The sequence below is a fragment of the Rhodococcus sp. KB6 genome (assembly GCF_001445685.1).
In the GTDB taxonomy this organism is placed as follows: Bacteria; Actinomycetota; Actinomycetes; order Mycobacteriales; family Mycobacteriaceae; genus Rhodococcus_F; species Rhodococcus_F qingshengii.
On sequence record NZ_LNAK01000008.1, the window covers coordinates 49859 to 72135 of the forward strand.

19 protein-coding genes are annotated in these 22277 nt (G+C 62.5%); 5 read left to right on the top strand and 14 right to left on the bottom strand.

Annotation, left to right across the window (positions count from 1 at the left end; all coding sequences use genetic code 11):
• Window positions 1-7 precede the first annotated feature (7 nt).
• The 7 genes from ASU23_RS01635 to ASU23_RS01665 form a co-directional block, all read right to left on the bottom strand.
• Window positions 8-682, bottom strand: a complete 675-nt coding sequence (locus tag ASU23_RS01635) for a pyridoxal 5'-phosphate synthase (RefSeq protein ID WP_042920963.1) — start codon at window positions 680-682, stop codon at window positions 8-10.
• Window positions 683-707: 25 nt separating this feature from the next.
• The gene (locus ASU23_RS01640) at window positions 708-1208 is read right to left on the bottom strand and encodes a nuclear transport factor 2 family protein (protein ID WP_003946235.1); all 501 of its coding nucleotides are present in this window, start codon (window positions 1206-1208) and stop codon (window positions 708-710) included.
• A gap of 97 nt (window positions 1209-1305) precedes the next feature.
• Window positions 1306-1947, bottom strand: a complete 642-nt coding sequence (locus tag ASU23_RS01645) for a TetR/AcrR family transcriptional regulator (protein WP_244993139.1) — start codon at window positions 1945-1947, stop codon at window positions 1306-1308.
• Between the two features lie 5 nt (window positions 1948-1952).
• The gene (locus tag ASU23_RS01650) at window positions 1953-3689 is read right to left on the bottom strand and encodes an ABC transporter ATP-binding protein (protein ID WP_030536297.1); all 1737 of its coding nucleotides are present in this window, start codon (window positions 3687-3689) and stop codon (window positions 1953-1955) included.
• Window positions 3686-5611 (bottom strand): ABC transporter ATP-binding protein, encoded by a 1926-nt coding sequence (locus ASU23_RS01655; RefSeq protein WP_253741120.1) that lies wholly within the window; start codon window positions 5609-5611, stop codon window positions 3686-3688. Before ASU23_RS01655 ends, ASU23_RS01650 begins: the two co-directional genes overlap by 4 nt.
• Complete coding sequence (locus tag ASU23_RS01660) at window positions 5608-6600, bottom strand: ABC transporter substrate-binding protein (protein WP_058037023.1); 993 nt, start codon at window positions 6598-6600, stop codon at window positions 5608-5610. The genes ASU23_RS01655 and ASU23_RS01660 overlap by 4 nt, the downstream gene beginning before the upstream one ends.
• Window positions 6601-6655: 55 nt before the next feature.
• Window positions 6656-8038, bottom strand: coding sequence for an MFS transporter (locus ASU23_RS01665; protein WP_047270341.1), 1383 nt, complete (start codon window positions 8036-8038; stop codon window positions 6656-6658).
• Between the two features lie 84 nt (window positions 8039-8122).
• Between ASU23_RS01665 and ASU23_RS01670 the strand changes: the two genes are divergently transcribed.
• Both ASU23_RS01670 and ASU23_RS01675 read left to right on the top strand, forming a co-directional pair.
• Window positions 8123-8761, top strand: coding sequence for a TetR/AcrR family transcriptional regulator (locus ASU23_RS01670; RefSeq protein ID WP_030536301.1), 639 nt, complete (start codon window positions 8123-8125; stop codon window positions 8759-8761).
• Window positions 8762-8832: 71 nt separating this feature from the next.
• A complete protein-coding gene (locus ASU23_RS01675; protein WP_042448946.1) occupies window positions 8833-9807 on the top strand; it encodes an ABC transporter substrate-binding protein in 975 nt (324 codons plus the stop codon).
• Window position 9808: 1 nt separating this feature from the next.
• On the opposite strand, the gene ASU23_RS01680 is transcribed toward ASU23_RS01675, so the two are convergent.
• The 5 genes from ASU23_RS01680 to ASU23_RS01700 are packed head-to-tail and all read right to left on the bottom strand — an operon-like array spanning window position 9809 to window position 14778.
• Window positions 9809-10849, bottom strand: a complete 1041-nt coding sequence (locus ASU23_RS01680; protein ID WP_054827505.1) for an ABC transporter substrate-binding protein — start codon at window positions 10847-10849, stop codon at window positions 9809-9811.
• On the bottom strand, window positions 10846-11697 hold the full coding sequence (locus tag ASU23_RS01685) for an ABC transporter ATP-binding protein (RefSeq protein ID WP_058037037.1): 852 nt from the start codon (window positions 11695-11697) through the stop codon (window positions 10846-10848). The genes ASU23_RS01680 and ASU23_RS01685 overlap by 4 nt, the downstream gene beginning before the upstream one ends.
• Window positions 11698-11720: 23 nt before the next feature.
• Window positions 11721-12770 carry an iron-enterobactin ABC transporter permease gene (gene fepG, locus ASU23_RS01690; protein WP_003946259.1) on the bottom strand — a complete coding sequence of 350 codons (1050 nt, stop codon included), beginning with the start codon at window positions 12768-12770 and terminating at the stop codon, window positions 11721-11723.
• Window positions 12767-13894, bottom strand: a complete 1128-nt coding sequence (locus tag ASU23_RS01695; protein WP_058037024.1) for a Fe(3+)-siderophore ABC transporter permease — start codon at window positions 13892-13894, stop codon at window positions 12767-12769. Before ASU23_RS01695 ends, fepG begins: the two co-directional genes overlap by 4 nt.
• Window positions 13891-14778 carry a siderophore-interacting protein gene (locus tag ASU23_RS01700; RefSeq protein WP_003946220.1) on the bottom strand — a complete coding sequence of 296 codons (888 nt, stop codon included), beginning with the start codon at window positions 14776-14778 and terminating at the stop codon, window positions 13891-13893. Before ASU23_RS01700 ends, ASU23_RS01695 begins: the two co-directional genes overlap by 4 nt.
• A 257-nt stretch (window positions 14779-15035) precedes the next feature.
• Between ASU23_RS01700 and ASU23_RS01705 the strand changes: the two genes are divergently transcribed.
• Complete coding sequence (locus ASU23_RS01705) at window positions 15036-16694, top strand: ABC transporter ATP-binding protein (protein WP_253741122.1); 1659 nt, start codon at window positions 15036-15038, stop codon at window positions 16692-16694.
• Window positions 16691-18448: an ABC transporter ATP-binding protein gene (locus tag ASU23_RS01710; RefSeq protein ID WP_058037026.1), complete on the top strand. Its 1758-nt coding sequence runs from the start codon at window positions 16691-16693 to the stop codon at window positions 18446-18448. The genes ASU23_RS01705 and ASU23_RS01710 overlap by 4 nt, the downstream gene beginning before the upstream one ends.
• Before the next feature lie 43 nt (window positions 18449-18491).
• Here the strand turns inward: ASU23_RS01710 and ASU23_RS01715 are convergent, their stop codons facing one another.
• Window positions 18492-19316: an AraC family transcriptional regulator gene (locus tag ASU23_RS01715; RefSeq protein WP_003946247.1), complete on the bottom strand. Its 825-nt coding sequence runs from the start codon at window positions 19314-19316 to the stop codon at window positions 18492-18494.
• A gap of 139 nt (window positions 19317-19455) precedes the next feature.
• On the opposite strand from ASU23_RS01715, the gene ASU23_RS01720 reads away from it, so the two are divergent.
• Window positions 19456-20946, top strand: a complete 1491-nt coding sequence (locus ASU23_RS01720; RefSeq protein ID WP_058037027.1) for an acetyl-CoA acetyltransferase — start codon at window positions 19456-19458, stop codon at window positions 20944-20946.
• Between the two features lie 80 nt (window positions 20947-21026).
• Here ASU23_RS01720 and ASU23_RS01725 read toward each other — a convergent pair whose 3' ends face one another.
• Complete coding sequence (locus ASU23_RS01725) at window positions 21027-22265, bottom strand: HNH endonuclease signature motif containing protein (RefSeq protein ID WP_058037028.1); 1239 nt, start codon at window positions 22263-22265, stop codon at window positions 21027-21029.
• Window positions 22266-22277 lie beyond the last annotated feature (12 nt).

Consider the following 22277-nt stretch of genomic DNA (forward strand, 5'->3'; position numbering starts at 1 on the left):
CTGCCCCTTAGGGCCACAGCACTGCTCGTGTCCATGCTCGGTCCGAGCCGCGCCGGTACAACCACCGCTGATGTCGACGCCCGGAGTCTGCCTGCCAGAACTCGACAGACTCCGGCTCGAGGCACCACGCACGCCAGTCCTTCGACACGAACCCTGGGTCGTCGCTGATTCTTGCTTCCGCAGCGGCCACCGACGTGTCGTACGCCCCTAAGTCTTCGAGCACCTCGCTCTGCTCACTTGCCGTCGCCACCGCTCTCGCCGTGACGGAGCGTTCGACGAAGTCTCGGCGTCGAAGTGCGTCGTCGCCCTCGCGAACCGTTCCGCGAATCCGGACCTGTTGGCCTGTTTCGCGCCAGTAGAAGGCGAGCGATGCTCGCGGATTTTCTTTCAACTCAACACCTTTCGGCGAAGCAGCTGAACCAGAGAACCAGAACCCACCCTCGGTCACGTCCTTGAGGATGAGGAAACGAGAATCAGGCATACCGTCGCCGTCCACGGTCGAGAGCGCACACACGTGTGGCTCGACGACGCCGAAGGCCACGGCCGCACGGAGCCAGTCGAGGAACAACTCCCCCGGCTTTTCCGGAAAACACTCGGGCGCGGGCGGCGGAGTTCCGGTCAGCGCGGGGATACCGCGAATCCACGTCCGTACGTCAGGCAGCGAAAAATCTGCATCAACCATGAGCCGACTCTAATCGCGGGCGACCTCAGGAGACGTTGCGAACGACCGAGTCGCCGAACGACGGTTGCTGCAGCAGCGCCCACTTGTTGGACGTCAATCGGAAACTCGGCATGTCGGCGAGCGCCACCACCGATTCCCAGGTCCGCTCGTAGCTCGTGTGGGAGATTCGCCATTCACCGTCGCTGCAGCGGGTGTATCTGTCGTGATAGAAGGCCGATCCGCGAAGCAGCATGCCGTCTTCGGGGATTACCACTGTGTCCGCGAGGCACCAGATCCCGGTTGCGGTGTCTCCGTCGACGTCGATCTCGGGTTGCCCGCACTGATGTTCGGTGATGATGTGTGATCCGAGAGTGTTCTCGAGGAAGGAGACGAACGAATCTCGGGAATCGAAACTGAGTTGTTCTCCGTAGATCGCGGTGGCGTCGACGGTCAGAGTGTCGGCGAATTCGACCCACGATTTGGTGTCCAAGGCGCGTGCGTATCGGTACTTGAGTCTTTGGATGAGAACAATCGCTTCGAGATCCATGATCCCCGCCTCCCGGTGCAGCAACCACCCGTCCTATGTGTGCACATTAGCCTGTATCACGCCGAAACGGGCATTACTCTCAAAGCTAGTAGAAATGTCAGCCGATAACACGCTTTTCCAGGCCGTCGAGCATGATCGTGATCTTCTCGTCCAACCAACCTCGCCCGTGCCACGTCGATTCGTCGCCGATTCCCTCGATCAACGACTCCGACGCATTCCAACTTTCCTGATACGCCTGTCGCGCGGAACGTGAATCGGCGGAGCTGACGGTCTTGTCCATCGCCGCCATCATTGCGAACTGCGTCATCGTCACCTCGGAGATGAAGTCCACCGCCAATATCGCATCGTGGGGTGTGAAGCCTTGCGCAGTCAACGAACCGACCAGTTTCTCCACGATCTCGATTATCGCCGGCGGCGTGCCCGGAACTGCGAGACCGACCTGGGCCAGACCTGGATAGCGCTCGAACGAGGACCACAGAACGTCGCAGAAATCCCTCAGGAATTCGCGCCACGGACGATTCGTATCGGGCCATACAGTCTGACGCACAACATGATCCGAGCAGGCACGCAGCAGCGCTTCGCGGTCTGCGAAGTAGCGATAAAGTGCAGAATGACTGACGCCCAGCCGCTTTGCCACGCTCGGCATCGTCAGTTCACTCAGATCACCGGCCAGGGCGGCCTCGACGATGTCCGTTGTCGACAACGTCGGCGGCCGCCCCGTCTTCTTTCCGGTCTGCATTCTGCTCAGCTTGCCACCAACCGCCATCCCGACGCACGGTGGCGCTGATTCCAGAACGCGGCGTAGTTCCCACCGGCTGCGAGCAGGACTTCGTGGGTGCCCACTTCGACGATCGAACCGTCGTCACCGAGCACGATGATCTGATCTGCGGCCACGACGGTCGACAGTTTGTGAGCGATCACGAGCAGTGTGCTTTCCCTGGCGAGTTCTTGCATCGCACGTTGAACGTGTGCCTCGTTCTCGGGATCGAGCGCGGCAGTCGCCTCGTCGAGCAGAACGACAGGTGCGCGTTTGAGGAGTGCGCGTGCAATGGAGACCCGCTGCCGCTCTCCACCGGACAGTGCCGTCCCGCCCTCACCGACACGGGTGTCCCAACCCCGAGGAAGCCGCTCGACGATTTCCGCGACGCCCGCGATCCGAGCCACGTCGAAGACTTCTTCGTCCGTGGCTTCGGGGCGGCCGAGGCGGATGTTCGCGATCAACGTGTCGTCGAAGAGGTACACGTCCTGGAAGACCAGAGACAGCTGCGACATCAGGTCGGCACTCGTGAGGTCCCGCACGTCGACGCCGCCGACACGCACCACACCGGAGTCGACGTCGTAGAAGCGCGAGATCAACCGGGTGACGGTGGTTTTGCCGGACCCTGACGGACCGACCAACGCCGTCAACGACTTCCGTGGCACGTCGAAGGAGATGTTTCGCAGAACCTGCCCACCGTCCGCGTATCCGAAGTCGACGGCGTCGAACTGCACTGCCGTCTCCCCCGTCGCCGTCCCGCTGGTATCGGGTTCGACCATTGGTTCAACTTCGAGGATCTCGGACATTCGCCGGATTTCATTGCGTGCCATTCTGATTGCACCGCCGAACTCGCCGATCTCACCCAGCGGCTGGATGAACCGTGCGGTCAGTCCGAGTAGCGCGATCAACGTGACCGGATCGATGTCGCCGCCGAGCGCGAGGAACGCGCCCAAGATGATCACGGCAGAGAACACGAATTGCAGGGCGATCCCGTTGACCACGGACCCGATCACCACGAACCACAGTTGTGAACGACCCGCAGTGTGTTGCGCTTCGATCGCGTCGTCGAGCGGTTCGTACACCCCGTGGGTGCGTCCGAAAGCACGCAGGACCGGTTGGCAACGCGCGTATTCGAGCACTCGATTGTTCGATTCGACGGCCGCTGCATGAGCCCGATCGTCGGCCTTGGCAGTCATCGTCGAGGCAAATCGTGCTGCCGCGAAGAGAATCGGAACGCTGATTACCAGCGCGAGCCCGAGCCGCCAGTCGAAGAACAACATGCACACGACAATGGTTGCCGGGCTGGCAATTCCGGAGATGATCGGTGTCATCAGGTGCGCAGCGGCCCCCATCACCGAGATGGTGCCCTTGCTGGCAACCTGCGATACCTGCCCGAGTCGGCCGGCGCCGAACCAGCCGAGCGGCAGAGTGACGAGATGATCTCCCAGGCGCAGATGCATCGTCCGCAGCAGAGTGAGGGCCGACTCGAAACCCTTCATCGCCTGCAGGTAGTGCGCAATCGAACTGATCACAGCGCATACGGCCATGGCGGCGAGCCACCGAACGAAACTGCCCCAGCTCTGATCGAACAGTGCCTGCACCGCAGGGACCAGAAGCGCCACTGCCAAACCCTGCATCACGCCGTACAACACTGCCCACACCAGGAACTCGCGATAACGGCCCTGATTCTGCGGGCCGAGTATCCGGAAGAGGTCGCGAATCATGAGTTGGCCTTTCCTGCTGCGTCAGACTTACCTGCGGTGTTGCGTTCAATCGAGTCGGCCCGACTGTGTTCAATCGAGTCGGCCCGACTGTGTTCAATCGAGTCGGCCCGACTGTGACTCGCCCACATCCGGGCATAGGTTGAACCACTCGCCACAAGCTGATCGTGCGTGCCCTTCTCCACGATCCGTCCGGCGTCGAGGACCACGATCTGATCGGCACTCACGATCGAAGCCAACCGGTGCGCGATCACCAGCACGGTGCGCCCCACCGTCAAACGCGACAGCGCTTCTTGGATATCGGCTTCGGACTCCGGGTCGGCGAACGCGGTTGCCTCGTCGAGCACGAGAACAGGAGTGTCCGCGAGAATCGCACGCGCGATGGAGACTCTTTGGGCTTCACCACCCGAGAATCTGGCGTCGACCCCGACCACCGAGTCGTACCCCCTCGGGAGCGCTTCGATTCGGGTGTCGATCTGCGCGGCTGCGGCAGCGGCCTTCACCTCGGCCGAAGTCGCCTGCGGTCGGGCAAGCCGAATGTTGTCGAGCACGGTCGCTTCGACCAGCTGCACGTCCTGCAGAACGAATCCGACGTGGCGGTACAGCTCGTCGGTAGCGACTTCCCTGACGTCGACACCACCGATGGCCACGAATCCGGCACGCACGTCGTGGAACCTCGGAACCAGCGTTGCCAGCGTCGACTTACCCGAACCCGAAGGTCCGACCAACGCCGTCACCGTGCCCTCCGGCAGCGTCAGATCGATGCCGGTCAGAACGTCGGCGCCGTCGTCGTATGCAAAGGAAACTCCGGAGAATCGAACTTCGTTCCCCACAGGCTTTTTCGGATGATCGGTTTCCGGCAGAGCGTCGGTTGCGAACAGCGCAATCAGTCGCGCCGCAGCGGCGGCTGCCTCACGGCGAGCCTGCATACCGAAACCGATGGTCGTCACCGACACCGGAATCACCATCGCGACAAGAGAACTGGTCAGCACATCGACGGGTGACACCCATCCGGAGTGAACGAACCACGAGCCGAGGCCAAGGTTGACCACCAGGACAACCGGTGCGCTCAACGCAATCGAGGCCAGCGCCTCGGTCCGGAGCATCGGGCGAACCCAGCCCTCGTACGAGACGGCAAATGCCTTGGCAGCGTCGCGGTATCGAGAATGTGACTGCTTGTCCTGACCGAAGGTCTTGACCACTGCGATGCCGGTGACGAACTCGACGATGGTGTTGCTGATGGCCGCGATGCCCTCATTCATCCGGCTCATCTTGACGGCCATGTCCTTGGTCATCATCGCGTAGGCGATCATGTAGATCGGGAGGGTGGCAATCGCGACCAGTCCCAGACGCCAGTCGATCGAGATCACGTAGCCGAGCCCGACGAGCGGCACCGCAATGGCGCCGGTGGTCTCGACGGCGCTGTGCGCAACCAGGTAGTGGAGATCGGAAATGTCGTTCTGCGCGGCTTTTCGTACGGTTCCGGACGAGTGGGAGGTGAACCAGCCCAGTGGAAGTCGACCGAGTGTCGCTGCGATTCGACGCCGAAGCACAGCTTGAAGATTGACATCGGCGAAGTGCGTCACGATCAATGCACCGCCTCCGAAGAACGCGCGCATACCCAGACCGAAGACGACCACCCACACTATCGTCCAGACGCGAGACGAGTCGATGTCGCCGCCCACGATCAGCGTCTTACCCAACTCGGCGATGGCCACGTACGGCACGATGGCCGCGACCGCGGCGATCACCTGCATCACCATCGCGATGGTGGTCCGTGTACGAACTGGCGCAAGGAGTTCGCGAAGCGCGCTCTTGTGCGCCGCCGCTTCAGCTTTGGCTTGCGAGGCTTCGGCCGTCGCTCCTTGTGATGCGTCGGCCTCTTCAGATGAAATGTCTGCTTTCGTAGCCTGTGTCGTCGTCATTTCGAGAACGCCTTCCATCGGGTTACTGCGTCGGCGTCGGATGCGATGCGGCCTTGGAGTTCCGCGCCGGTGAGAGTGCGATCGGCAAGAGCCTCGAGGTCTTCGAGGATCCAGTAGACCGCGAAAGGATAACTGCCGAACCAAAGTTCACCGCTCACGTCCGCCGTGCGTCCGGCCTTCACTGCGGAGATCTCGTTGAACAGTGGATTTGCGTGAACTAGAGCGCCGTCGTAGATGTTGCCCGAGGTCACGACCATCGCGTCCGCCGCGTGCTGTCCGACCTCCTCGCCGGACACCGAAGACGTGGCAACACCTGTGTTGGGGCCGATCTTCGCGTCGAGTTCGGCTTGCGGGCGCCCGAAACCGGCTTCCTCGATGATCGAGGACATCGGCGACTGTGGGATGACGGTGTAGATGCCGCCGGAGAATCCCACCAGCACTGACAGTGTCTGCGGTTGCGCCTCGACCGTTCCGGATACTTCGGCAAATTTGGCCTCGAGCCTCGACACGATTTCGCGAGCTTCGGACTCTCGACCCAGTGCAGTCGCCGCGGTATTCAGAACTTCGCGCCACGGCGCCGCATAGGCGAGCACCGTCGTCGGGGCAATCTCGTTGGCCTGCACGGTGATCGACGTCAACGAGCCGACATCACTGAGCAGGATTCGGTCAGGATGAACGGCCGCGATCTGCTCCACATCTGGTGATTGGAAGAACGTCGGTTTGTCGACGACCTCGATCCCCTCACTCTGCAATATCTCCTTCGCCGCCTGCGACTGCAGCGTGGCGAAGACCGTATCGGGCTTGACCCCGAGCGTGAGTGCGTTGAGCGCTGCGAACTCGTCCAGTGCGAGCAGTTTCTGAGGTGCAGGTACGGCCGACGACTCGCCTGTTTCCGATGCGTCTGCGTCATCGCCGCCCACGGAGCAACCGACAAGCGCCGTTGCTGTCGCTGCGAGTGCCGTTGCTCGCAGGCCCCACTGCTGCCGCATCCTTCTCTCCCCGCTTTAGTTACACGCTGTCTCGATTAGGGGAGCCTACAATAAGTCACGCCTTTTGTGCAGTCCTCGTCGCTGGAAGTGCAATCGCCGGCAGACAGGCGACAACACTGATGACGGCACCCATCACGAACGCCAGCGCGAACGAGTCGCCGGAAATGCCGATCGCCAGGACCGCTGTGGTCACCGGGGCGCCCACCGCCGAACCGACGGTTCTGATCACACTGTTGACTCCACTGGCTGCTGCCATTTCCGATGGCGGGACGATCGAGGCAACCAACAGAGCACAGACCGCGAACCCCACGCCGTTCCCCAATCCGACGAGGGAAAAGAACGCCACGATCGCAACCACCGAACTCGGCCAGATCGCGAGTCCGACTGCGCCCGCCGCCATGAGGGCCAGCGCTATGACAGCGGGCACCCGCGGCCCGAATCGCCGCGCGAGAGCCGGCGTCAAGCGGCCACCGAGAAAGACGAGGACAGCGGCGGGCAAGAGCGCCAAGCCGGTCTGCACAACGGTGAATCCGCTTCCATACGTGGACGTTTCCGGCGCCTGGAGGATCCGCGGCAGACAGAGATAGAAAATGTACGGCACGAACCCGAACACCAGGGTGAGTGCGCTGGTGATCATCATCGGCTTGTCCCGAAAAACTCGCATGTCGACGATCGGCGCGTCGTGGCGGGAATCGACGGCAATCAGTGTCGCGAACGAAACGAACGCGACTACCACCAGACCCCAGAATCCGAGCGACAAAACTCCCCAGTCGGAGGCTTTCGTGATCGCCAAGAGCAGGCTCACCAATCCGAACGCCAGAGCGCCGGCACCGGCCCAGTCCGTCGGCATACCCGGGCGGCGATGCGAGCCCGGAACCACGGCCACCACTGCGACCAATGCGAGCACGATCAAGATCCCGGTGATCACGAACAACCACTGCCAACTGAGATACTCGAGGATGACACCGCCGATCACCAGTGCACTTCCGGCACCGATTCCCAAAGTCCCAGCGAGCCAACCTATCCCTGAAGACAACTCGGGACCTACTACCGTTCTCCGCAGTACTGCCATCGCAAGCGGGAAGCTCGCCATACTCACTCCCTGGACAGCTCGAACGACAAGCAGCACCCCGATATTCGGGGCGGCTGCCGCGGCAAATGTCGCGAGAGCGAAGATGATCAGGACGATCACCAGGACTCGCTTGTCGCCGAATCGGTCACCCATCGCGCCGACTATCGGAGCCATCACCGCGGCCGCCAACAGGTACGCCGTCAGGATCCAGCCGGTCACCGCCACGGACGTGTCGAAATGCTCACCCAACACCGGCAACGCCGGTACCAGCATGGTCTGCATGAGCGAGTAGACGAGTACCGCCCCCGCAAGCGCGGCGATCACCCGGCTCCCGGATCGCGTGGGCGCCTCCGCCAAGGTTGTCATCGACACCTTCCTCCAATCATGAATCGAATCGGAACGGAACACTCCGTTCCGATTGAGTAAACCATGCATTGCTAGCCTGTGGGAATGGCGAAAGAGAATGCGAGCCTCCCCGGACGCGCCCGAGAAGCCGCAGACAACGACGTCACCGTACTGCGAGCAGCGCGCGAGATTTTTGCCGAACAGGGTTGGAATGCACCGGTATCGGCAATTGCCACCCGGGCCGGAGTGGGAGTAGGCAGCATCTATCGCCGATACCGAGGCAAGGAGGAACTGGCGCAATCCCTGCGCGTCTGGGCGATCGACCACCTCGCCACCCTCGCCCGAGAGTGCATGAGCACCGCGAAAACCGATGAAGCCGTATTGAAGACGTTCTTCTCGCGATATCTCACCGAATCAGTGGGACCGCTCATTCCGGTCCTCGGCGGCAAGTTACCTGAACACGCCGAAGTCACTCGTGCCGCCGAAGAATTGGAGGCCGCACTGCAATCGATGGTCGACGTCTGCATCGACGCTCGCGAAGTCCCGCCCGACTTCACTGCTGCTGACGTCATGCTCATGACAGTGCATCTGCGGCCGACTCTGCCGATCGAGGGTGATCGAGCCACCGAAATACACACGCGCTATCTCGACTTCATGCTCGACGGACTTCGTGGCGGAACACCTCGACCAACGATCACTCCCCCGTCCTGGAGCGAATGGCTTCAGATGTGGCAGGGCAACTGACCCCGAGAACACCCGAATGACATGTCAGGTTAGGCTTACCTAGCTTATTTCGCCATGTTCGGAAGGTTCTCATGAAAATCAATCGCCGGCTCGCCGGCTTCGCCGCTCTACCCGCCGTCGCCACGCTCCTACTCGCCGGTTGCGGAAGTAGCGACGCAGCGCCCTCTACCGAGACCAGGTCTGCCGACCAGTCCTGGAGTTACACAACGGGATACGGAAACACGATCACCCTCGACCACGCCCCGGAGCGGATCGTCGTCGACGCGTACTCCGCTGCGGCTCTGTGGGACTACGGCATTCGGCCGGTCGGCATCTTCGGTTACGGCGTCGGCAATCCAGACGTCACCGATCGCGCTGACGAGTCGACGATGACCGTCGTCGGCCGTGAAGGTGAACTCAGCGCGGAAGCTCTTGCGGCGCTGGACCCAGACCTGGTCATCGGGTACGGCAACAGCGACGACCCGACACGATGGACTTGGTGGGACGAGCCGATGGGCAAGACCGTCAACAATGTTGCACCGTTTGTCGGCGTCAAGTTCTCCGGAGCCTCGACACCGGACGTGTTGAACGAGTACGCCTCACTCGCCGAAGCACTCGGCGGGAACACCGACACAGCCGCAGCACGCGAGGGCAAGGAAGCATTCGAATCCGGTGCAGAGCGCATCCGAACTGCTGCGGCCAAGGTCGACGACATCGAAGTCCTCGCCCTGAACGGTGACAGCTCCGAGTTGTACGCAGGCACAACGGCGCTCGCTCAGTTCGGTTACCTGAAGGAACTGGGCGTGAAGTTCACCGGTCCGGGAGGCGACAAGGGCTGGGCCGATCTCAGCTGGGAACAGGTACCGGACTATCCGGCGGACATCGTGTTCCAGTTCGCGAAGTCGGCAGAGGCATTCGCGGCATCACCTGTGTTCGTCAAGCTGCCCGCGGTGACCGCGAACCAGGTGATCGACTTCGACGACAAGCGTCCCAACACCTACGCCAATTACGGCGCCTGGTTCGAGCAGGTTGCACAACTACTCGACCAGGCCCGCAACGTCGCCTGAATTACTGCCCAGCAGTGATTCGTCCGGCCGCTTCCTCGAGAACGTCGAGGAAGATGGCCGCGGTGAGCGCAAATCCTTGGTTGTATCGCGCGTCGCTGGTCAACACGTTGCCCGCTTGAACTGCAGGCAACCGCTGCCACGTCGGCTGCGACTTGATCGCGTCGAGCGCTTCCTGATCGCGTGCTTGGGCGATGATCACATCCGCCGGAGCCAAGGTGTCGAGTTGCTCGAACGACAACTCGAACGAGTTCTCTGCATTGTCGTCGTCACGGAAAAGCACGTCCAGGCCGGCATCGAGTGCAACACTGATTCGCAGATTCCGCTGATGCACAAGGAAGCCCGTCGGCGTCTGAACGCCGAACACGATCTTCTTTCCGCCCAGCTTCTCCTGCAACATCGGTCGCAGTCTCGCGAGCTTGTCGTCGTACTCCGCAATGGAAGCCTCGGCGATCGTCACCCGGTCGAGCTGGCTCGCCTGCGCCATCAGAGCACCTCGCCAGTCGACCGGGTGCCCGGCAATCGGTTCGACGTCGTCGCCGACGACCAACAGCGGCGCGATGGAAGACAAGCGCTCGGTGCCGTACCAGTCACTGGTATATCCGATCGCAGTGATGACGATCAGATCGGGCTCGAGAGCGAGCAGAGCCTCGAAGTTGGTGGAGAAGTCGCCGGCGACGTTGACGAAGCTCGCGTCCTCGATGGTGCGGCCGGGAAACTGGAATCCTGCCTTGGCGTCGGGGAACCAGAAGTTGCCCGAACCGACGATCGGGTAGTCCATCATCATCGCGAATTCGAGGTCGACGCGGCCGTCGAGCACCACCACACGCTTCGGGTCGCGCGGAACGTCGCCACTGAACTCGGCCCACGTGTACGGGAGAGTGTCACTGGCAGAGTCGGATTCGCCATCGGAGCTTCCGCAGGCGCTCAGCGCCAATGCTGCAGCCACACCAGCTGCGCCACCGAAGAATCGGCGTCGCGAAATGCGGTCGACGATCTGAGCCCACTCCGTGTCGGTAACCTGCGCATCCAGGACGAGTGTCATACCTTTGCTCCTTCGATGTTTCGCTGACGCTCGCGTCCCAGCGGAATGACCAGCGGTGTGTGGGAAACCGGATCGTCGATGATGCGGCACGCCATGCCGAACACCTCCTGCACCAGTTCTTCGGTGATGATCTCCGCGGGCGGGCCCTCGGCGACCACCGCGCCGTCCTTCATCGCGATGATGTGAGTTCCGTAGCGGCACGCGTGATTGAGATCGTGAAGCACCGCCACCAGCGTGTGTCCGTCGTTCTCGTTCAGATCGCGGCAGAGTTCCAGCAGCTCGATCTGGTGCGCGATGTCGAGGAACGTCGTCGGCTCGTCCAGTAGCACCAACGGAGTCTGCTGCGCGAGAACCATAGCTACCCAGACACGTTGGCGCTGACCACCGGACAGTTCGTCGACCGGCCTGGCCGACAGATCCGTGACCTTGGTTGCTTCCATCGCCTTGATGACGGCGGCCTCGTCATCTCGGGACCACTGGCGGATCAGCTTCTGGTGCGGATAACGCCCTCGCGCAACCAGATCGGCGACTTTGATTCCGTCCGGCGCGATCGACGTCTGCGGCAGAAGCCCGAGTCGCCTCGCAACTTCCTTTGCCGGGTACGACGTGATCGCCTTACCGTCGAGAAGGACCTTGCCGGTGGTCGGCTTGAGCAACCGGGACAGCGCACGAAGAAGCGTCGACTTGCCGCAGGCATTGGGACCGACGATGACGGTGAAGCCACCGTCGGGGATTTCGACGTCGAGGTGTTCCGAGATGACGCGCTTGTCGTAACCGATCGTGACGTCCTCGGCGCGAAGCCGATTCGTCCTTTCGACCACGACGGCGGCCGTACTTGTCTCGTTCACGCTGTTCCTCGTTCCTTCACCGATCACTGCTTACGTGCCTCTCGCGCGAGAAGCCATACGAAATAGATGCCACCGATGGAGACGGTGACGACGCCGACCGGCAACTGTGTCGGCGCGAAAGCTCGCTGCGCCACCCAGTCGCTGACCATCAGCAACGCGCCACCCATTGCTGCCGACGGCAGCAGGGTCACTCCGGCACTACCGGTCAATCGCCTCACCAACTGCGGAGCCGCAAGAGAGACGAACCCGATGGGACCGGCCGCTGCTGTCACCATGGCCGTCAGGGCGACGCCGAGAACAACCAGGGAAAGCCGCGTGGGTTCGGCCCGGACGCCGAGCGCCTTGGCGGCGTCGTCGCCCATCTCGAGCATCTGCATCCGCCTGCCCAACACCAGGATCAGCGGAACGAGGATGGCCAGCACGACGACCACCGGCCACACCTGAGTCCAGCCGAGGCCGTTCAACGAACCGGCACCCCACACTGCGGCAGCCATGGCGTCGTCAAGTTTCGCCTTGAGGATCATCCAGGTGTTGACCGAGCCCAACATCGCGCTGATGGCGATACCGACGATGATCAACCGGAATCCCTGCACACCTCGCTTGTACGCAAGGAGATAAACAACTGCTGCGGTGGCGATTCCGCCCACCAGAGCACCGACTGCGATCTCGTAGTAAGTACCACCGATGAGGAGGATGACCACCAGAGCGCCCGTGTACGCACCGGAGTTGAAGCCGATGATGTCCGGGCTACCCAACGGGTTCCTGGTCAGCGATTGGAAGATCGCACCGCTCATACCGAGCGCCGCACCGAGCATCAGCGCCAACAGAACTCGGGGCAGACGCCATTCCACGACGACCATGTGGATACGCGCGGGGGCTTCGCCGAACAGTGCACCGAGGACGTCCCCGATCGGCACTTGGTAGTCACCACTACCGAGCGCGATGACACCGATGGCCAATGCAAGCGCAACGAGGACGAGGCAGACTGTGACCGTGCGGACGTCGATCCGCGCGGACCAGCCTTCTTTGGGTGAGCGCACCACCGTGGTGGCGCGCCCGAAATCGATGCTCACAGACCGCTCACCTTGCTTCGACGCACCAGCATGATCAGCACCGGAGCGCCGATGAAGGCCGTGACGATGCCGACCTGAAGTTCACCCGGGCGCAGCACGATTCGGCCGACGACGTCGGAGAAGAGAAGAAGAATCGGCGAGCACACCAACGTGTACGGGAGAATCCATCGCTGATCCGGTCCGACGAACCATCTCGCGACGTGCGGAACCATCAAACCGACGAATCCGATCGGCCCGGCCGCAGCTGTCGCCGCGCCGCACAGCAATGTCACCGCGATGACACCGAGGATGCGAGTACGAGTGATGTTGGCACCGAGCGAACGTGCCAGATCGTCACCCAGGGCCACCGCGTTGAGTTGGCGCGCCAACGCGAGCGCCAGGAAGAGCCCGATGAGAATGAACGGTGCGACGGCGAGAACGATTTCCAACGAACGCCCGCTGAGTGAGCCGGCATTCCACTGGCGCATCTGGTCGAAGGCGGTCGGGTTGAGCAAGGTGATCCCGGACGAGATGCCGCCGAGCACGGAGCCGATGGCAACACCGGCAAGCGTCAGCCGAATGGGCGTCGCACCACCTCGACCGATCGAGCCCAGCGTGTAGACGATCGCCGTGGCTATCACCGCTCCGAGGAAAGCGAACCAGATGTACGACCAGATGCTGGTCAAGCCGAAGACCGCGACGGCAACGACCATCGCGAAGCCCGCGCCGGCATTGACACCGAGAATTCCTGGATCAGCCAAGGGATTTCGTGTCATCGCCTGGATGAGGCCACCGGCCACACCCAGTGCCATACCGACTATCAGACCGAGCAGAGTACGAGGTAGCCGCAGATCACGGATGATCACGTGATCATTGGAATCGTCGTAGTTCACCAGCGCGTCGATCACGGTGCCGAACGGAATTGTCTTCGATCCCACCGCGATACTCAGCAGGAGCACGGCGGCGAGCACCACCAGGCACACCAGAAGACCCGCCATACGACGAGAGTTGGTCGATACCAGCCCGTCCGGTTGCTTCTGCTTCTCGTCTAGCGACTCGTCGATCAGTTCTTCGGTGTGTTTGTCGACTGCGCTCTTGTCCGCCGCACCGCTGTCGACAGCACTCTTGTCGAATCCAACGGTCACAAGCCGGCGCTCTCTAGAGTCTTCTCGACCTCGTCGCGGATCTCTTCCTCGTCGCGGTCCGATTCCCAGGCCGCATCGAGTGCCGCGCGGACACTTTCGTCGAGGGCCTCGTACTTCGCGTTCCACACCTCGGCTTTGTACGTCCAGTAGCCGATGACCTTGTACTGCTCACCCGGCAACTTCAGTTCGTGGCGAAGGTACTTGCGGATGTCACGGAGCATCGTGCTCTCGCCTGCAACCCACACGTATCCGAGTTCGGTGGGCAGGTTCATCGCGCGAACCGCGTCCGGCAACTTCGACGGTGCAACACCGTTGCCACTGCCGACCAGCCAGATGAACTCGACGTCGGCCGACGAGGTGATCTGTTGCTTGTGAGACTCGTCCACCACCTCGACGATCGCCTTGGCCGACATCCCGGCGGGCAACTGTTCGATCAAGCGCCCGAGTGCGGGGAGTCCAGTCGCGTCGGCGACGAACACCTGCCAGCGTGCGTCGGCCGGGGGCTCGTAGAGGCCACGAGACTCGCCGATCGCCAACTTGTCACCGATCTCGGCCTTCTGTGCCCAGTCGCTGGCGATACCACCCTCGTGAACGACGAAGTCGATCGTCATGCGGCTGGTTTCGGAATCGAACCGTCGCACGGTGTACGGCTGGCACGGGGACGGTTCCTCTCCCTCCGGGTATCGCCAACCGCGCGGTGCATCCGGATCTTCCGCCGGAAGAACGAACTTGCCTGTAGCCGGGACCGGGAAGTGGAGGCGCAGGTATTCGTCACCGGTACCGGTGGTTTCGAAGGCGGTCAGCTCCTCCCCACCGAACACGATACGAACCATTCCCGGGGTCACGTACTCCTTGTGAAGTACCTCGCCGAACACAAGACTCACAACAATCTCCAACATCGATGGAACATGAACCGGACCCGAACACGAGGATCTATCCGACTTCCGGACATAGTTAACCCGTGCTAAGTAAGGTAGACCTTAATTTATTGCAGTGTCGTCGATGAGTCGATGCCTTCTCCGCTGCAACGGGGCCAACTACTATCGCAATTCGGCCAACGCAATACGTATGGCCTGTTCACGACAAGTATTGGCACCGGTGTGACTTCTGACTACCGCCCACGATCCCTAGCGTGGACCCAGTGCCTTCGACACCACTTCTTTCGGCCGAGACAAACGGTCCCCCAACCAGCCCGGCGATCACGCCGCGTCAGGTAATCACACGCGCGATCGCTTCCGAAGGTCGCGGAGCCAAGCTGGCGGCCGCGTCCGTCGGCTTCACCGGCCACCAGGTCGCGGAAGCGTTGGTGCCGGTGGTGATCGGTGCAGTGATCGACCGTGCTGTGGCGACCAGCGATGCCGCAGCGCTCGGAAACTGGATCCTCGTTCTCGGAATTCTCTTCACCGGCTTGTTGCTCAGTTGGCGCTTCGCGGCGCGCATCTCCGATTCCGTCACCGAGCACGGAGCACATCGCTTGCGGATGGACATCGCGCGCCGAGGCCTCGATCCGCACGGCATGTCGCCGCGGCGTATGCCGGGCGAGGTCTACTCGATTGCAACATCCGACGCGGGTTCGGTGGCCGGATTCACGCACACGCTGAGCACCAAACTTGCGGCCGCCTGCGGAGTGCTGACCGCCGCGATTTCGCTACTGGTGATCTCGGTGCCACTCGGCCTGCTCGTCATCCTCGGCACTCCCCCGGTGCTGGCTCTCATGCAGGTGGTCAGTCGGCCGCTCGAACGCCGAGCCGAAACCGATCAATGGCAGGGCGCCAAGGCCGGCGCGCTAGCCGCAGATCTACTCTCCGGACTCCGAATCCTTTCCGGAATCGGCGCCGGAGATGCTGCAGCGCAGCGGTATCGGGGAGCCAGCCGGACTTCGTTGGAAGCAACCCTTCGCGCACAGAGATACCAAGCGATGTACTCCGCCGCCAATGTTGCGATCGCCGGCGCTTTCCTCGCCGTCATCGCGTACGTGGGCGGACGGATGGCAGCGTCCGGGAGCATCTCGGTCGGTGAATTCGTTGCCGTGGTTGGTCTGGCACAGTTCCTTCGGGGTCCGTTGATCGACATCATCTACTTCGGCGCCGGTCTGGCACGGGCGCGTGCTTCCGCCAACCGCGTCGCAGCACTTCTCGGGACCACCGAGGCTGTCACTCCCGCGGGTGAACCTGTGTCCCTGAATCACTCCGAGTTCCTGACGCTGCGCGACGTCGTGTTGGCCGGAGCGTCACCAGTCGATCTCGACGTCAAACGCGGCGAGATCATCGGCATCGTCACCGAGAATGCCGTCTGGGCGGATGCGTTGGTCGACGCACTGGCGCGTCGAATCGAGCCTTCGAGCGGAACAATTCATCTCGGCGACAACGCCATTCACGAGCTGCACATCGACGAACTTCGCACTCACGTTCTGGCAGCACCGCACGACGCGGCACTGTTCATCGGCACAGTCGGCGACAACATCGACGCCCTCGCACCGATCGGCAGCCGCAACGACGAGGCCATCGCCGCTGCTGCGGCAGATCAAGTGATCTCGGCACTGCCGCTCGGCCTCGCAACCCGAGTCACCGAGCAAGGGAATTCTTTGTCCGGCGGTCAGCGTCAGCGCATCGCGCTGGCGAGGGCACTGGCGAGCGAAGCTCCCGTCCTGGTCCTGCACGATCCCACCACTGCCGTCGACTCCGTCACCGAAGCGCGCATTGCTCGCGGGATCGCCGAGGTACGCGGGGCGCACGCCACAATACTTCTGACCAGCAGCCCAGTGCTGCTCGATATCTGCGATCGGGTGATCGAGCTGTGAACGAACTACTCCCCACCGCAACACCGAAACAAGCGCGCCGCGCGGCACTTCGGTTGATGGGACCCCACCGAATTTCCGCGATCGCAGCAGTCGTCACCCTGACCGCCGCGACCGCGATCGGTCTGCTCACACCGCTGGTCCTCGGCGCCATGGTCGACGCCGTGACCGACGCAGACGGCGACGCTGTCTCTCGCATCGGCACACTGACTCTCGCGTTGGTCGGTATCGCGGTTGCCTCATCCTTTCTCGTCGGAGTGAGCAACTACCTGCTCGCCGGCGTCGGCGAGCGCGTTGTCGCCGACCTTCGCGAAGAAGTCGTCGTCCGGGTTCTCGACCTTCCGCAGAGCGACGTCGAACGCGCCGGGCGCGGAGATCTCGTCTCCCGCATCACCGGTGACGTGCGGTTGGTGACCCGGGCCGTATCCGAAGCACTTCCGGTTTTTGCCACCGCGGCACTGACCATCGTGTTGACGCTGATTGGCTTGGGTAGCCTCGATTGGAGATTCGCCGTCGCCGCGGTGATCGCGGCACCCATCCAGATCCAGGCGCTGCGCTGGTACCTCTCGAGGTCGGCACCGGTCTACCGCGAGGAGCGGGAGGCAGAAGGTGCACGTGCGCAACAGCTCCTGGACTCGCTGAGCAACTCCGACACCGTCGGATCGCTTCGCCTGGCCGAGTCGCATCTCGAACAGATCGAATCCCGATCGATGACGGCCGTCCGGCTGAGCCTGTTGACCACGCGTCTACGCACCAGGTTCTTCGGCCGGCTCAACATCGCGGAGTTCATCGGTCTGTCCGCCGTGCTGATCACTGGCTTCTGGCTGGTGAAAGACGGGCAGATCAGCATCGGTGCCGCCACAGCCGCAGCCCTGTTCTTCCACCGCCTCTTCGATCCGGTGGGCGCAGTTCTCAGCGTGTTCGACGAATTGCAGGAAGGCACAATCGCGTTGGCTCGCCTGGTCGGAGTCACGCTTGCGCCCGTGCCATCTGCACCGACCGATCCGCAGGAACCTGTCGACAGCTCAGCTTCTTTGGAACGCGTCACATTCTCGTACCGAAGCGGCGACGCTCCTGTTCTGCGAGACATCGACATCACCATTCCGGCAGGAACCGTCACCGCACTGGTGGGCGCTACCGGAGCCGGAAAATCTACAGTCGCAAAGCTGATCGCGGGAACCTACGAACCGACCGAAGGCGTCGTGAAGATCGGGACGGTGCCCCGGAACGAACTGCCACCGTCGACATCTCGGAGCGCGGTGGCCCTCGTGACTCAGGAGGTCCACGTCTTCGCCGGCACGTTGGCCGAGGATCTGCGGCTGGCCGACCCGTCGGCAACCGACAACGACATCACCGCGGCGCTCGATACCGTCGGCGCGTCGGATTGGCTGCGGGCTCTCCCGGACGGACTGGAAACCGTGGTCGGAGACGGTGGACACCGGCTGACCGCAACACAGGCCCAACAACTTGCGTTGGCAAGAATCGAATTACTGGATCCGCCGCTGCTGATTCTCGACGAGGCGACCGCCGAAGCGGGCAGCGCTGGAGCCAGGGTCCTCGACGATGCCGCTCTCGCTCTGACCCGAGGTCGCACTGCTGTCACAGTGGCACACCGACTCTCACAGGCCGTCGACGCCGATCAGATCCTGGTGATGGACGACGGCCGCGTCGTCGAGCACGGCTCTCACGACGAGTTGGTCAACCTCGGGGGTCGGTACGCGGAGCTGTGGGAAGCGTGGTCCGCGCCGCGGAGTTGACCGCGACGGTTGCACCGAGCACTTCCGCCCGGTGCAACCCAACTCAAGCGTGCAGAAGGTACGGCACCGATTCGGGCGCCACACTCCCCTTGTTCATCATGCTGCCGGGCGTACGGCCGGTGACCCGGCGGAACACTGCGACAAAAGCACTCGGAGTTTCGTATCCGACCCGCCTACTGACAACCGAAACCGGCACTCCAGCAGCTAAATACGTCAATGCTGCGCGGACACGTACCTGAATTCGCCACTGCGCAAAAGTCATTCCAGTGCCCTGCGCGAACACACGCGTCAGCGTACGGACGCTACCGCCAGCCGTCAGCGCCCATTCGGACAGCGACCGCTGGTCTGCCGGATTGGCGACCAACGCTTCGGCGACGAACAACGCTCGCGGATCGGTCGGCATCGGAACCTCCACCGCAGCAACTTCGAGCGGCTGCAACATGTCGAAGGCCACCCGCTCGGCGCGACTGCGCGCCTCGTCGGGCATGTTCCGCCGATGCATGTGCAGGAGTACCTCACGCAGGAGAGCGCTGACACCGAACAAGCCCGGAACACCCGACGGCGCGGCGTGAGCCTCGGGCCGGAAGTAGGTGCAGAAGAACTCCGTACCCGGACCAGCCTTCACGGCATGCAACGCCCCGGCAGGCAGCCACAGTCCGGCCGAAGGCGGCACCTCCCAAGTGATGCCGTCAGCGACAACCGTGAGCATTCCACCGGAGTTTCCCCAGATCAGCTCATGTTCAGGATGACGATGCGGGGCCCACTGCCGCTGATGAGAGAGCTTCAGAGTCACCGTTGTCATCGAGTAGGGGTGATCGATGGAACGCGGCCCCACGGGCACCGAAATTCTCTCTGCCACAGCTGTCATGAAGACGAGTATAGGACTTTCGTTAGGCATACCTAAATAGGAACCCGAAAATTGTTGACTGTGACCCCCGAGTTACACATACCAGGGTCCCCGATATCGTGACTGCAACTCCCGGCTACGGGTCGGCAACGAGAGGTACATGATGGTTGACGCATCACGAATCCCGGTCATCGTCGGCGTCGGCGATCTGCGCTGGAATCCTGCCGACGGGCACCGCGAACCCCTCGATCTGATTCACGACGCCACCGTCGCCGCGTTGAACGACAGTGGACACGCTGAACTGGGAACACAGATCGATTCCGTGTTCGCGATCAAGACAGTCAGCTGGTCGTACGACGATCTCCCCGGACTACTCGCCTCACGATTAGGCGCGACCCCCACGGTCACCTCTACCTCGCCGATCGGTGGCCACTGGCCCGCGGCGCTCCTCGATCGGATCGGCGCGGCCATCGCTCGCGGTGAATCCTCGGCTGCTCTGCTCGTGGGCGGCGAATCGCACGCCAGCAGTACCGCCCTGCGAAAGTCCGGAGTCGCCCCCGACTCGATCGGGTGGACAGCCGCGCCGGGTGGGCCTCCCGGATTCGATCCGACCGACCTGGGAAGCCCTGAAATGCAGCGCGCCGGTTTCATCGTGCCTACGCGCGTCTACCCGCTCTTCGAGAACTGTTTCAGCGCTGCCGAGGGCCACGACGCCCGTGAATCGCTAGACTGGTCCGCGCGGATGTACGCCGCATTCTCGGAACTGGCTTCGAAGAATCCCGCCTCCTGGACGTCGGAGATCCGATCGGCAGACGAGATCGGCACCGTCGGCCCCGGCAATCGGATGGTCTCCGAGCCGTACCCGCTGATGCTCAACGCCATGCCTTTCGTCAATCAGGCTGCGGCCGTTGTCGTCTGCTCGTTGTCGACGGCCCGCGAGTTCGGGATCGATGAAAACAAGCTGGTGTACCTCTGGGGCGGCGCTGGTGCGAGTGATCCGTTGGACATCCTCAGCCGCAACAGCTTCGACAGCTCGGCCGCGATGCATGACGCCGTACATCGCACACTCGATGGTGCCGGAGTCGGCGCCGACGCACTCGACATCGTCGATGCCTACAGCTGCTTCCCGATCGTGCCCAAGCTGTTGATCCGCGAACTCGGACTTCCCGATACCGCGATCCCAAGCGTCACCGGAGGACACTCGTTCTTCGGCGGACCGCTCAACAGCTACACCCTGCATTCCGTCGCTGAAGTCACCAGGCGAATTCGCGACGGCGCGAACCTTGCCCTCGTCCACGGCAACGGTGGATTCCTCACCTACCAGCACTGCGTACTGCTGTCGTCCGCCGCTCACGCTGGCGGGTACGTCGGTGATCCCGACGCACGCGCGCTAACTGCGGAGGTTCCGGAACTGATCACTGATTACACGGGCACGGCGGAAATAGTTACGGCCTCTGTCGAATACGGCCGCACCGGGGAGCCTGAGATCGGGTTCGTGATCGCGGCAACGCCGGACGGCGGCCGCGTCGCCGGTCACACCGGTCCCGAGAATGCCGCCGAACTGACCCAGCTTCGCGGTGACAACCCTCCGTCGATCGGGCGAACTGTTCACATCAGCGACGAGAACGGGCGACTCACGCTCACGTTCTGACAGTAGCGTTCTGACAGTAGACAGCCGTCAGCACCGGGGCATGGTGATGCCCCGGTGCTCACGTCTTCAGTTGTCGCGGTTCAGGCTGCTGTCGGTGGGCTGTTCCCGCCGATCGGCTGCTGATACGGATCAACAGACATCGGCGGATAGAACACCGATTTGCGATCCGGCCCGATCTCCACCCGCCATTCGGTGCGGTGCATCGTCCGATGATGATGACCGCACAACAAGATCAGATTGTCGAGATCCGTTGGGCCACCATCGTTCCAGTGAACAATATGATGGGCATCGCACCACCCCGACGGTGTCCCGCATCCCGGAAACGCACACCCACCATCACGAACCGCCAACGCCCGCCGCTGGGGTAGCGTCGCGGTCCTTGCTTCTTTGCCGCAGTCGAGCGGAACACCGTTCTCGTCCAACAAAATCCGGGTGACCGTGCAGTCGCACGCCAGCATCCGGGCAGTATCGATACTGATCGGACCTACCCAATCCGCCCACGCGAAACCCAGTTCCTGAGTCGACGGCAGTAGATCCTTCAATGCTTTGAGGTCGGTCATGTCTTTTGCACTGGCGGTGACTGTGATGTGCGGTTTCACTCCGCCTTCGATCGGACCCAGCCCCGCCCGCTCGTACCGCCGCAACAATTCGCAGAACCCATCCGCCCGTCGTAATGCCGGCGTGCGGGCGTCCTTGACGCCGTCTTTCTCCGGCGTCGGCGCCGACAGGCTCGACAGCAACGTGATCAGACGTGCCCCGTTCACAGCATCCAGGTCGCCCTTCACGGTCACCCGCCCGTACAAGCCTTTCGAGGCGTAGAACTCGTTACGCTCCGAATCCTCACCCACCGGAACGCCGTCTTCGCGTTTGCCGTACTGCTTCTCGATCCGCCGGATCGCTGCCCGCACTGCATCACAATCGGCGATGTTCTTCGACGCCAGGCCAAGCAGGATCCCGCGAGCCTTGTCCACATCCGCCAGGGTCATGTTCTTGGGTGGATGCTGACAAAACGACGCCACCTGCCGCGCCTTCAACGCATCCACGTCACCACGGTGAAACGCATCCGCGACAACAGGTTCGAGCATCAGCAACCGCGCCAACCCGACCAGCAGACTGCACTCACCGATCTCCAGATTCGTCGACCCATGCAACCACTGCGCGATCGCCCGAAAACCCTTCCCACCGAGAACCTCCCGGGAAAACATCTCCACGATCAGCAACACCATCCGCGACTGCAACTCGTGTCGGGCGCGCACCAGATCCAGAACCTCACCCTTGAGGTCCTCGCCATCCAGCTGCCACGCTTCCCGACTGTCCATGCTCAAAGTTTA